A 12,294-nucleotide genomic window follows, 5' to 3' on the forward strand; every position below is an offset into this window, starting at 1 on the left:
TTATTTTAAAAGTTTGCCTGCAAGAAAGCCACTGGCAAATGACCATTGGAGGTTGTAGCCTCCGCAGGGTCCGTCAAGATTCATCACCTCTCCGCAAAAATATAAACCGTCTATAATTTTACTTTGCATTGTTTTTGGGTTGATCTCTTTGAGTGAAACACCGCCTCTTGTAATCATGGCCATTTTGAAGCCGTCATGTCCTGTAACGGTGAGGGGTGTCCATGCTAAGAGTGAAATAAGTCTGTCACGTTTTTTCCCTTCGAGTTTTTTGTATGGCATGTCTGGCTCTATTTCCGCTAATCGGCACAGTTCAAGGCTGAGTGCTTCTGGCAAAAGAGTTTTGAGCAGTTGCAAGATATTTGTCATCTTTTCTTTTGCACTCTCTTTTTTGAAATGCTCACGTATCTGCTCCTCATTTTTTCCTTTTGTCAGATTCAACAGCAGAGGCACTTCGCCGTATTTTTTTAAAAGAGGTGTCACTTCTCTGGCAAAGTCAAGCACAACGGGTCCGCGTATGCCGGAGTTTGTAAAAATCAAATCACCTTTTGCACGCAGTTTTTTATGTTTTTTCAGGTTGACACGCAGTTCAACCTTGGCAATGGTATCAGCCCGACAGTTTTTTACCCAGCTCTCTTTTGTTTTTAAGGGCATCATGGCAGGGGAGAGGTCGGTTACTTTATGACCGACTTCACTGGCAAGATTGTAGCCGTCACCCTCAGCACCAAGCACTGGGTAGCCAAGCCCACCGGTTGCGATGATGACATTGGGTGCATAAAAGATATCTTTTTGTGTTTTAACCCCGTCTATGTGATTGCCGGTTGCCAAAAGCCTTGTGACTCTTTGGTTACATGTAACGCTGACGCCGAGTCTGAGCATCTCTTTTTGGAGTCCGGCAATTATAGTGGCAGAAGAGTGTGATGTGGGGAAAATTCTAAATCCGTCAGGGGCATGGGTTTGTACGCCGATTTCATCCATAAAAGTGACGAGAGCTTTGTTGTCAAAAGCTTTGAGTGCATCTTGCATAAAACGTCCCTCTCTTCCGAAACGTGCCATGAAATCTTCATTTGAAAGGGTGTTTGTAAGATTGCATCTGCCACCGCCTGTGGCTTTTAGCTTAGAAGCTATTTTTGAGAGCTTTTCTAAAAGCAGGACTTTTGTGCCTTCTCTTGCGGCAACAATAGCGGCAATGATGCCGGCTGCACCGCTTCCGACAATGATAACATCGTATTTGTCTCTATTCATAGTGTAATTTTAGTATAATTGCATTAATGAAAACTTATTATGGTGATAGAGAAAAATGTTATAAGTGTTACAGACCCAAAAGTTCGTGTATGTGCGGGCATTTTGAGCATATCAATACACAAACAAAGTTTGTCATTTTGATGCACCCAAAAGAGTTTAAAAAGGTCAAAAACAATACAGGGCACTTTACGCATCAAAGCCTGACAAATTGCGAACTTTTTATCGGAATTGACTTTACATGTAACGCAAGAATTAACGAAATTATTGCCACACATGAGAGTTATATACTTTTTCCCTCACAAGATGCTGTGAACCTGACATCAACAAATCCAAAAAAGAGTGAAAAACCTTTGGCAGTTTTTTTGATAGATTCGACCTGGAGCTGTACAAAAAAAATGTTCACACAAAGCAAAAATCTGCAAAAACTCAAACATATGAGCTTTACAACGGCAAAAACCTCACAGTATGAGATAAAAGTACAGCCGGATGAAAATTATCTCTCTACGATAGAATCAACACTGGTGGTACTGGAGTTGTTGGACAGATGGAAAATAGAGCAGATAAAGCAAGAGCAGTTAGCCGGCTTTTTAAAACCGTTTCATGCCATGATAGCGTACCAAAAAGAGCTGATACAAAATCCACGCTCTCATGCGGTACGCTTTAAAAGAAGAACAAATCAGGCTTGAGTTTTGAGTGCCTGTACCCATTCATAAACAACTTTTTGGAGTTGTTCATTTGGAACTTCTAAAAAACTGACCTCAAAACTCTCATCTAATTCACAAACACCTATACTTCTGGGACGCACTGCAAGCATTTTTGCATTTGGTAACTGTTTGCCAAAACAAAATACAATGTTTTTTGCATCTTTGATTTCAGGGGCAATAGTAGCGTCTTGCAATGAAGATGTGTGTTGATAGTGATCGAAAATCGCTATAAAAGTAGCTACAGGGTGTTCTTGTATGCATTCTTGAAAATAAGCAATAATTTCATCTGCATTTTTGAAACTTATTTCATTTTTCTTTACATGTAATGAAAAGACAGGGTACTTGTCCATAAAATTTGTTTTTGTCATCAGCTAATCCTAATTATAATTTTGACTAAAGTATATCTTATAATAATTATAATTAGATTAGATAATTAATTTACTTGTTAAACATAATGGAGCCAAGACGAACCATATTGGAACCACACTCAATTGCGAGTTCAAAATCTCCGCTCATCCCCATAGAACAGATGCTGGCATTTGGAAGTTGTGTGAATATTTCATGGGTTGTTTCAAAACTTTTTCTCACAACTGCTTTATCTTCACTGTGTGCGCCTATGCTCATAACACCTTTAAGATTGATATTTGGACACTCATTGATGATTTGTGTATATATTTTCACTGCATCTTCGGGCATCACACCGTGTTTGCTTGCTTCTTTTGCAGAATTTATCTGCAGTAGACAATCGAGTGTCATCTCTTTTGCAAGCAGTCTTTTTTGCAGTTCATGGGCAAGTTCTAATGAATCCAGGGCTTGAAAAAGACTTGGATTGATGTCTAAAAGATTGTTGATTTTGTTTTTTTGCAGATTGCCTATAAAATGCCACTCAATCGGTAAATCTTCAAGCTCTTTGGCTTTGGCTTTTAGGTCCTGCACCTTGTTCTCACCAAAAGCACGCTGACCGATATGGTAAAGTCTTTGTATCTCATCAGCCGTTGAGTATTTACTCACAGCGACAATTTTAACAATATGGTGCTCACTTACTTTTAAGCGTGCCGTCTCAACCCGTCTGATAACATCATCTATATATAATTTGTACTCAATTTCGTCCATTTTCTTATCCTACCAATCTGTTTATATCATTAAAAATTCCAAGTCCCATAAGCCCAAACAATATGATCCACCCGGCTATTGTCAGGTTGATGACAACTTTTTCACTCGGTTCTCTCCTAAAAAGCATCTCATACAGGTTAAACATTATATGCCCGCCGTCAAGTGCCGGAATAGGGAGCAGATTTAACACACCGAGATTAACAGAGATGAGTCCTGCAAAAAACAAAACACTCATCCAGCCGACTGCCGTTGCATCGGATGTGAGTTTTACAATGGAAATCACGCCGCCCATTTCAGAAGCCGGTACATCTCCCATGATGAGTTTTTTCAATCCTGTAAAAATCAGAGTAGAAGCAAATACAGTCTGGTCTGTGGCATATTTTAGCTTGTCTGTGAAGTCAAGTTTTTGCTCATGCATGACGCCGGCTGCAGAGATGCCTATCATTTTTCGTTTGACATTCTCGCCGTACATATTTTTTGCATCTTGGAGTTTTGGTTCAAGCTTGATAAATTTGATGTAGCCGTTTCTGTCTACTTTTAAAGCAACAGTGCCTTTTGCTGCAGCTATCATCTCAGCCATCTCTTTCCATGTTGTTATTTTTTTGCCGTTGATGCTCATAATGGTATCATTGGACTCGAGTCCGGCAACATATGCAGGAGAGTCTTTGACAACCGTCCCTACAACAGGGGCCAAAACCTGGGGATTGCCAAGTGCTATAATGAAATACAGTACAAAAGCCAGAATAAAATTTGCCGCAGGACCTGCCAAAAGAATGAGAATCTTTTGCAAAGGTGTTTTGGAGTTATAGCTGTCAGAATCATAGCTTTTTTTGGTCGGGTCCGCATCATCCTGGCCTTTCATTTTGACATAGCCGCCAAGAGGAATGGCCGAAATGCTCCATTCGGTGTTAAATGCCCGAAAGGTAAAAAGGCGTTTGCCAAAACCGATGCTGAAAACTTCTACATAGACACCCATAAGACGGGCAACAGTGAAATGTCCCAGTTCGTGAAAAAATATAAGTCCTGATAGAACCAGAAGTGAAACAATCCAACTCATGCGTTTTGCTCCTTTAAAATTGCTTGTTTAAATCCCCACAAATATTCAAGTCCTGAGTATACCGTTAAAAATACGGCAAACCAGAGCAGGGCAGAGCCGTAAGGCCAGTGCATCAGCAAGAAGCCTATGGCTATCATTTGGGCGACTGTTTTTACTTTGCCCGACCAGGAAGCTTTGACACTTATGTTTTCGCTCACCGCAACAGTACGCAGTCCTGTAATGAATAGCTCTCGGACTATGATGATGTAAATTGCCCATGGAGAAGCATCGCCCATAACCATAAGTCCTAAAAATGCCGCAAGTGTGAGCATTTTGTCGGCAAGCGGGTCAAGGATGGCACCGAGCATAGTCATCTGATTCCATTGTCTGGCTATGTAACCGTCAAAGAAATCAGTAACAGAGGCCAAGACAAAGAGCAGTGAGGCAAAATAGTAGTTCCATGTTATATCGAAACCGTTGTCTGTAAAAATTTGAGGATTCAATGTAATCCAAAACATCACCGGTGCGATAAGAATACGCAACGATGCCAGTAAATTTGGTAAATTAAGCAAAAAGTTCCTTTTTAGAAATGATGATGTGATTCTAGCTTTTTATTGCTTATTAAAGGCTAATAGACTAAGATTAGGCATGAATAAAAAATGCCCCTTATGTCAAAACAGTGCAAGTTTTTTTTATGAAGATACGCAAAGATATTATCAATGTAAAAACTGTCACGGAATTTTTGTTGATGCAGCACATCTCCCTGATGCAAAAAGTGAAAAAGCACGTTATGAACTGCATGATGATGATGCCGAAGATGCAGGATATAGAACATTTGTGGCACCCATCACTTCAAATATTGAACAGGATTTTTCAGCAGAGGCCAAAGGGCTTGATTTTGGAGCGGGTACTTCTCGTATTATTACAAAAGTCATGCAGGAAAAAGGGTATGCCATCAGTTCGTATGACCCCTATTTTCATCCCTACAAAGAGCTTTTAGAACAAAAATACGACTATATTGCTTCTTGTGAAGTGATAGAACATTTTTACCATCCTGCAAAAGAGTTTGCATTGTTAAAATCACTTTTAAAAGAGAATGCGAAATTATATCTGATGACAGATATTTATGATGAACAGGTGGAATTTTCTTCGTGGTATTACAAAAATGATCCGACACATGTCTTTTTGTATACCAAAAAAACATTTGAGTGGATTCAAAAGAGATTTGAATTTTCAAACCTCTTCATTGAAAAAAGGCTGATAATCCTCTCTAACTAGACAGGATCTTCAACCGAGACGGCTTTTTTCTCATGGAAATGAAAATGGCTTTCCAAATCTGACATGTAAAGTAAAACAGGAACAACGATAAGTGAAGCCACGACAGCCGCTACCGTACCAAATATAAGCGCAACACCGAGTCCGCCAAAGACGGCATCTTTTGCAAGCAGTGTAGAAGCGAGCATAATGGCGATGGCTGTTAAGAAGATAGGTTTAGCACGTGTAGCACTTGCATACGCGATAGCCTCAGCCTTGTGCATTCCTTTTTCACTCATCAATGATTTTGTAAAGTCTATAAGCAGCAAAGAGTTACGCGAACTGATTCCAATTAGAGCAATAAATCCGATAAGGGATGTTGCCGTTAAAAAGAAGGTATCGGTTGTAAAAATATCCATAATCCAGTGTCCGACAATAACACCGATGATAGAAAGAAAAGAACCCAAAAGAATGATACCGCTGAGTGTATAACTTTTATAATAGATAACCATCAGTAAAAATATAAGTATAAGAGCCGCTATAAAAGCACCGCCCAAGTCTCTAAATGTATCCATCGTGACTTTCATCTCACCGTCCCAGATAAGTTTATAGACTTTTCCTGTTGCTTTGTCTGTAAGGCGCAAATCAAAAAGACCTGTTTTTTCAACTTTGTATTCATCAGTAAAACTGTTGATAATTGTATTTCTTGCATCAAGCAGAGGATAAACCTGAGAAACCATATCTGTTTCAGCTAAAACATTGGTCATCTGGTGCAAATCCTTACTCATAATCATCGGGTTTGATTTTTTAGGAATTACCGCCACAAGTTCCGTGACAGGTACCATCATGCCTTTGTTGTTCATGAGTTTGAGTGAAGCCAGTTTTGCTTTTACAGAGTCCAAATCTTTTTTACTGAATCTTCTTGAAGAGTCCGACAGGCGTAAAAAGAGAGGAATCTGATCGCTGTATTTGTCTGAATTTTTTACAGATATATCCATCCCTTCAAAAGCAAGGTATAAAATGTTGTTGAGCTGCTTGACAGTGAGCCCTGATTTTGCGATTTTTGTTGTATGGACAATGATTTCAAAAGTGTCATATATGTCATCTTCCATAATGTCAATATCAACAAGCCCCTGTGTATTTTGAAAAACTTTTTCAACACGTTTTGCCAGTTTTCTTATGCCCTGTGCATTATCGCCGTATATTTCAGCAACAATAGCCGAAAGCGTCGGAGGACCGGCAGGTGGCTCTACAAAAGAGATATGTGTATTTGGATAAAGCTTTTCACAGGCACCTTGAATAACAGGACGCAGACGTTGTACCATCAAATAAGAAGGCTCTTCTCTGTCATGTTTTTTTGTAATATTTACGACAATTTCTGCAACATTTTCAGAGTTTTTAAACTGACTGCCTTTAATAAGTCCGGCAAAATCCAGCGGTGCACCCATACCTAAAAACACCTCTGTATCACGTACTTCTTTTTCATTTGTTATATAACTGCTGACACATTGTGTCACCTGTTGTGTCTGTTGTATCGAACTGCCTGTTGGCAGTTTCACATAGATGGTAAAAGTGTCATTGTTTTTCCCAGGTAACATTTTTGCCTTGACGATTTCAGTCGGTGCTATCATCAAAATCGAAAGAATAAATGCTGCTAATGTTCCAAAAAGTATCAGTTTTCTTTGCGCAGCGCTTTGTATGCCTTGTAGTACAAGTTTTTCAAATTTCTTAAACATTAATGCGCTCCTTTGTCATGTTTTGGTCGTTTTAAAATTCTCACGGCAAGATACGGCGTGAAAATATAGGCAACAAAAAGCGAAGCGATGAGTGCTACGGGAACATTTTGGGGAATAGGTTTCATAAACTGTCCCATCATGCCTCCGACAAATGCCATAGGTACCATCGTCATAATGATGGCAAGTGTGGCAATATTTGTCGGTGCACCGATTTCATCTGTTGCTTTTATCATAATCTCATCATTGCTTTCATGGGCAGATTCTACAGAGTGATAGTGTCTGTGAATGTTTTCGATAACAATAATAGCAGCATCAACCAAAAGTCCCAAAGAAAGCAAAAATGCAAAGAGCGTGATACGGTTAATCGTCTGCCCGCTTAAATAGGCAACAAACAGAGTAATTGCCAAAATTGCAGGAACGGTAAAGGTTACGATAAGTGATTCTCTCCATCCAAGTACAAAAATAAGTAAAATAGCAATGATAACGATAGATAACACCAGGTGCATAACAAGTTCGTTTACAGCATCATTTGCACGTTCTCCGTCATTTCTGGTAATGACATAGCTGATGCCTTTTTTATCCAGTTCGCTTTTGTAGTTTTGCAACTCTTTTTTTACTTCATCTGCAATGATGACGGCATTTGTTCCTTGGAGTTTTGAGACTGTGAGTGTTACCTGATTCTCAAATGGCGTAAAATGACCGTTCTTTTCTCTCTTGCTGATGAGGGCAGATTTGAAATTTTGAATATCATACGAGTTTGTCACTTTTGCAACCTGTCTCAAATAAATAGGAGAACCCATATACTGTGCGACAATAATGTCCCCGACATCTTTTGCATCTTCTATGGCATTTTTTACGCCGACCATGACAATTTCATTCTCTTTTGTTTTGTTCTTAATTGCCGGTACATTATATGAAACTGCCTGTACGGCCTGTGTGATTTGTCCCATTGAGAGGTTATAGCCTGAGAGTTTGTTCAAATCCACTTCAATGTTAAACTGGTGCCTGTGTCCGCCTTTGAGTGCGGTAACGGCAACATTGTTCAAACCGTTTATATGGTGCTGGATTTGTTTGACTTTGTCATAGAGTTCTGTTTGCGACATATTTTTATCGTGGGAATAAAAGGCAATACTGACAATAGGAATATCAATGTCAATATCCAAAGGCTTAATGATTGGTTTCATTGCCCCTTTTGGAAACATATCGGCATTTTGCATGATTTTATCATAGATTTTGAGGTTTGAATCCTCTTTCTTCTCTCCGATATAAAAGGCTGCATTGACAATACCGACATTATCCATAGCTGTACCGTAAATGTGTTCTACCCCTTTAATCTCTTTGAGTTTTCGTTCCAAGGGTTTGACTATGATTTTTTCTACCTCTTTGGCACTTGCACCAGGCAGGGCTACTATGACGGTAGATCCGCTGACAACCATTTGCGGATTCTCTTCACGAGGCATAATCATTAAAGCAAGATACCCGATAACAAGTAAAGAGATACCTAACACCGAAGTGAGCGGATTTCTTAAAAATGTTTTTGCCAGTTTTCCGGCGACATCTTTGGGCATATATGGTTTGTGGTGGTTCATATTTCTCCCCTTTTAGTTAATCGTTACAGTGGCATACATACCAGGGTAGACTGATTTGTTCAGTGTTTTAAAAGATACTTTGATTTTAAATGTGTGCGTCATTGGGTTGGAGTTTGGAATGATTGCCGTAATCGTCCCGATTGTTTTGACACCGACAGAAGGAATTTCCACTTTTACCTTTTTCCCGTGATGAATGAGATTTAAATTGCTCTCTGCTATTTCTGCCGAAATTTTCAAATCACTCAAATCTGAAAGAACAATAGCAGGCATCCCGGGCATTGCCATCTCTCCGACTTTGATGTTTTTAGCAACTACAACACCGTCATTTGGAGCCTTTACATGTAAGTATTTGTACTGGTTCTCTACTTCTTGGAGTCTTGCTTTGGCTATATTTATCATATCTTGCAGATTTTTTGCCGCAAGTTCCATGTTTTCTACTTCATATTTTGAAACCATGTCTTTTTTGAGCAGTCTTTTATAGCGTTCTAAATTCAGTTTGACATTTGTGTACTGGTTCTGATACATTTGCAGTGAAAGTTCCGCCTGACGTTTTGCCGAATCAATTTCGCGTGAATCTATACTGTAAAGTATCTGTCCTTTTTTTACCTTTTCCCCTTCGCTTGTGTTTACATTTGTAACAAAACCCATAAAACGGCTTGTAATCATCTTTTGATTGTCCGAAATAACACTTCCCGAAAGTGTGAGACTCTCTGCGAAAAGTGAAATGCCAAGTGCCAGTAATAGTAGTAGTTTTTTCATGTTAGTTCTCTCCGTTTGCTAATTTTTCTAGTGCAAGTATTTTTTCTGTTCTTTTGTTTTTTGCTATTTGCAACTGTAGTATCTTTTCAATCTGTGCAGACTGTTTGATGATGACATCACTCATGGAAACAAGTTTTTCTTTGTATCTGCCTTCGTAGTTTTCATAAATGGCATTTGCCAACTCCAACTCTTTTTTCAAAGAAGCTATTTCGACATCAACCCCTTCTATCTGTGTTCTGATTTTTGCAATTTTTAAAAGAATCCCTTTTTTTGCAAGTTCAACCTGTGACTGCATTTTGAGCTTTTCGATTTTCGATTTTTCGATTTTTGCCGCATCAATACCGCCGTCAAAAAGATTCCAGCTCAGGCGTGCACCTATAGTGTAGGCTTTATGATCATTGGCATTTGTCAAAAAAGTGTTGTCTGCAGTGCTTACTTCTCCAAAAGCGCCCAGCGTAGGATAGTAGGCCGCCTGAGAGACCTTGAGCATATCTTTTGTTATTTTGAGCCCTGTTGCTGCTTTTTTCAAGTCGATATTGCGTGCCAAAATCTCTTCATCACTGATATGTGGCATACGCACTTCTGTCGCAGGTGTCTGGATATGTTCAACTTTTTGATTAAGTAAAAAACTGATGTAGTGGTACAAAAGTTTTTTGTTTGACTGCATTTGTACTAACAATCTTTCAACATTGCCTTTTTTTGCCTGAACTTCCAGCAAATCTACTTTTTTTGCATAGCCGACTGCTATCATCTCTTTTGTAGTATCTTCCAAAATATGGATATTGTCCAGAATTTTGTTGAGATTTTTTATAGAGGAGTCAAGCAGAGCCATATCGTAGAAGCTTTTTTTGAGTTCATACTTTTTTTGTTTTTCTATCTTGTGTTTGTCCAAAGATTTTAACTCTTTGACTTTTTTCATAATGTCAGTATATGAACTGAGCATAAAGCCTGTAAAAAGAGGCACTTCGTATCTGAGTTTGCTTTGGAAAAAGTTTCTGTAACCAGGATAGTTCAAATCTGTCGGCTCAACAGTTAAAACATTAGTTGTTCCAGGAGGAGGCGTTAAAAAATCGGCAAATCCAAAATCCCCAAATGTTGCTTCGCGTGAAGTAAGTTTAAAGCCAAATACATTGCCCGCATCATTAGAACGTGCCGCATCCTGGATAAAAGTCAATTTCCCCCAATTTTTCCCCGATACCGCATCAATATCTTCTTTTGCAGACAGTTCATCATACTTTGCCGCCTTGATTTCCAGGTTTTTTGCTTTCAAAAGCTGCAGTGCCTGATCCAGCGTCAATGCCTCGGCTGCTGACGCAGATACATGTAACAGCAGAGAAAACGCAAAAATACTTATTAGTCTATTCATTTTCCAACATCCTTTTCATAGTTATAATAATTTTAAGTTTAAATTATAACATATATTTCATTTTCATATATCACATTTATATCACATTTATTGAAATATGGTCTGTTCTGCAGGAGAAGACTCTTTTAATATTTACAAAAATGATATACAATACTTATGAAAATCATAAGGATATTTAATGTATAGATATATATTTTTAATTAGTATACTATTTTTTACTGCATGTGAACAAAAATCTCATTCAAATCTTAACGGTAAACAACTTTTAGAGCAAAAATGTAGCAAGTGTCACAATACTGACCTGCCTCCAAAAACTTTTCAGGATGAAAAAGCACCGCCGATGATGGCAGTTGCATTTCATATAAAAGATTTTATCAAAGCAGGCAGTGAGAGTGACAAGATTCCAAAAGCAATCGATTTTGTCAAAGACTATGTAATCAATCCAAGTGCATCCAAATCTTTTTGTGACAAAAAAAGTTTGCAAGAGTATGGTGTTATGCCATCCCAAAAGGGTAAAGTAACAGAGGATGAACTTCAGGCAATAGCGGAATATATGTTTTCGCACTTTACTTTAAAAAATCTGACTGAAGCACAGGCGCTGCAAAACAGACTTGCAAAAATGCCAAAAGGTGAACGTTTGGCTTTGCAAAACGGATGTTTGAGTTGTCATAAAATAAATCAAGAGTTAGTAGGACCATCATTCAAAAAAATTGTCAAACATTACGAAGGGAATCTTTCAGCAATTGCAAAGAGTATTAAAAGTGGAAGCAAAGGAAAATGGCAAGGATACAGAGGAGCTGTTATGCCGGCTTTTGGAAACAGAATTTCTCAGAAAAATATTGAGACGTTAAGTGCATGGATAGCAAAATCAAACAAGGAGATTAAAAGATGAAAATAGTTTTAGCAGTAGATGAAGATAAACAGACAATAGTCAAGAGAACAGGACAGAGTGCCTATTTTGCAATATATAATGATGATAAATTAGAGGGTTTTGTACCAAACAAACATCATGACGGTGGGCATCATACACATAGAGAACATGAAGAACATACGAATTCCCATAGAAAAGATGTCGAAGCCCTAAAAGACTGTGATATTATTTTAGTGCAGGCTGTCGGTGAAAATATGAAAGAGGCACTTGAATCCATAGGCTTAAAAGTGAAAAAAATAAGACAAAAACATGGTAAAACAGCTGAGGAGGTTGTAAAAAACTTTTTAAGTGGTGCTATTTAAAAAATGCAAATATTATTTGATAACTATAAAGTATGTGACACCTGCCGCTCATTGTGGGGTTTTAGTGCCTATTTTAAGGAGTATAAACTTCTGCTTGATACGGGAAGTAACGGTCGTATTTTACTTCAAAATATGAAAGAGTTGGGTGTGGATGCGCAAGAGCTGGAGTATGTTTTTATCACGCACTCTCATTGGGATTATAAGTGGCGACAGGGCGATAGAATTATTTTTAGCTAAAAATTTTGTATAAATTATTTGACAT

General features: G+C 38.4%; 14 protein-coding genes. 5 read left to right on the top strand and 9 right to left on the bottom strand.

Annotated features, from left to right (window positions below):
* Complete coding sequence (locus LCX93_RS05160; RefSeq protein WP_226069117.1) at nucleotides 1-1,242, bottom strand: BaiN/RdsA family NAD(P)/FAD-dependent oxidoreductase; 1,242 nt, start codon at nucleotides 1,240-1,242, stop codon at nucleotides 1-3.
* A 26-nt stretch (nucleotides 1,243-1,268) separates the two neighbouring features.
* Between LCX93_RS05160 and LCX93_RS05165 the strand changes: the two genes are divergently transcribed.
* On the top strand, nucleotides 1,269-1,928 hold the full coding sequence (locus LCX93_RS05165; RefSeq protein WP_226069118.1) for a tRNA-uridine aminocarboxypropyltransferase: 660 nt from the start codon (nucleotides 1,269-1,271) through the stop codon (nucleotides 1,926-1,928).
* Here the strand turns inward: LCX93_RS05165 and LCX93_RS05170 are convergent.
* The 4 genes from LCX93_RS05170 to pgsA form a co-directional block, all read right to left on the bottom strand.
* Entirely contained in the window at nucleotides 1,919-2,314 is a 396-nt protein-coding gene (locus tag LCX93_RS05170; RefSeq protein ID WP_226069119.1) for a DUF6858 family protein, read from the bottom strand. The genes LCX93_RS05165 and LCX93_RS05170 overlap by 10 nt on opposite strands.
* A gap of 70 nt (nucleotides 2,315-2,384) precedes the next feature.
* Entirely contained in the window at nucleotides 2,385-3,059 is a 675-nt protein-coding gene (locus LCX93_RS05175; protein ID WP_226069120.1) for a YggS family pyridoxal phosphate-dependent enzyme, read from the bottom strand.
* A 4-nt stretch (nucleotides 3,060-3,063) separates the two neighbouring features.
* The gene (gene rseP / locus LCX93_RS05180; RefSeq protein WP_226069122.1) at nucleotides 3,064-4,116 is read right to left on the bottom strand and encodes an RIP metalloprotease RseP; all 1,053 of its coding nucleotides are present in this window, start codon (nucleotides 4,114-4,116) and stop codon (nucleotides 3,064-3,066) included.
* A complete protein-coding gene (pgsA, locus tag LCX93_RS05185; RefSeq protein WP_226069129.1) occupies nucleotides 4,113-4,667 on the bottom strand; it encodes a CDP-diacylglycerol--glycerol-3-phosphate 3-phosphatidyltransferase in 555 nt (184 codons plus the stop codon). The genes rseP and pgsA overlap by 4 nt, the downstream gene beginning before the upstream one ends.
* Before the next feature lie 76 nt (nucleotides 4,668-4,743).
* Here pgsA and LCX93_RS05190 point away from each other — a divergent pair, with 76 nt between their 5' ends.
* Nucleotides 4,744-5,373: a methyltransferase domain-containing protein gene (locus LCX93_RS05190; RefSeq protein ID WP_226069131.1), complete on the top strand. Its 630-nt coding sequence runs from the start codon at nucleotides 4,744-4,746 to the stop codon at nucleotides 5,371-5,373.
* On the opposite strand, the gene LCX93_RS12570 is transcribed toward LCX93_RS05190, so the two are convergent.
* From LCX93_RS12570 to LCX93_RS05205, 4 genes are read right to left on the bottom strand one after another with little or no spacing between them, the layout of a single operon-like run.
* Nucleotides 5,370-7,085, bottom strand: a complete 1,716-nt coding sequence (locus LCX93_RS12570) for an efflux RND transporter permease subunit (RefSeq protein WP_255613297.1) — start codon at nucleotides 7,083-7,085, stop codon at nucleotides 5,370-5,372. The two genes, LCX93_RS05190 and LCX93_RS12570, sit on opposite strands and share 4 nt — an antisense overlap.
* Nucleotides 7,085-8,674 (bottom strand): efflux RND transporter permease subunit, encoded by a 1,590-nt coding sequence (locus tag LCX93_RS12575; protein ID WP_255613298.1) that lies wholly within the window; start codon nucleotides 8,672-8,674, stop codon nucleotides 7,085-7,087. The genes LCX93_RS12570 and LCX93_RS12575 overlap by 1 nt, the downstream gene beginning before the upstream one ends.
* 12 nt (nucleotides 8,675-8,686) lie before the next feature.
* Nucleotides 8,687-9,433: an efflux RND transporter periplasmic adaptor subunit gene (locus LCX93_RS05200; RefSeq protein ID WP_226069133.1), complete on the bottom strand. Its 747-nt coding sequence runs from the start codon at nucleotides 9,431-9,433 to the stop codon at nucleotides 8,687-8,689.
* A gap of 1 nt (nucleotide 9,434) precedes the next feature.
* Complete coding sequence (locus tag LCX93_RS05205; protein ID WP_226069135.1) at nucleotides 9,435-10,799, bottom strand: TolC family protein; 1,365 nt, start codon at nucleotides 10,797-10,799, stop codon at nucleotides 9,435-9,437.
* A gap of 178 nt (nucleotides 10,800-10,977) precedes the next feature.
* Here LCX93_RS05205 and LCX93_RS05210 point away from each other — a divergent pair, with 178 nt between their 5' ends.
* Genes LCX93_RS05210 through LCX93_RS05220 form a run of 3 tightly spaced genes read left to right on the top strand, consistent with a single transcriptional unit; the run spans nucleotide 10,978 to nucleotide 12,269 of the window.
* A complete protein-coding gene (locus tag LCX93_RS05210) occupies nucleotides 10,978-11,691 on the top strand; it encodes a c-type cytochrome (RefSeq protein WP_226069137.1) in 714 nt (237 codons plus the stop codon).
* On the top strand, nucleotides 11,688-12,032 hold the full coding sequence (locus tag LCX93_RS05215; protein WP_226069139.1) for a NifB/NifX family molybdenum-iron cluster-binding protein: 345 nt from the start codon (nucleotides 11,688-11,690) through the stop codon (nucleotides 12,030-12,032). Before LCX93_RS05210 ends, LCX93_RS05215 begins: the two co-directional genes overlap by 4 nt.
* Nucleotides 12,033-12,035: 3 nt before the next feature.
* Entirely contained in the window at nucleotides 12,036-12,269 is a 234-nt protein-coding gene (locus LCX93_RS05220; RefSeq protein ID WP_226069141.1) for an MBL fold metallo-hydrolase, read from the top strand.
* Nucleotides 12,270-12,294: the final 25 nt, after the last annotated feature.

Origin of the sequence: Sulfurimonas sp. SWIR-19, from assembly GCF_020410885.1 — a bacterium.
GTDB classification, from domain to species: domain Bacteria; phylum Campylobacterota; class Campylobacteria; order Campylobacterales; family Sulfurimonadaceae; genus Sulfurimonas; species Sulfurimonas sediminis.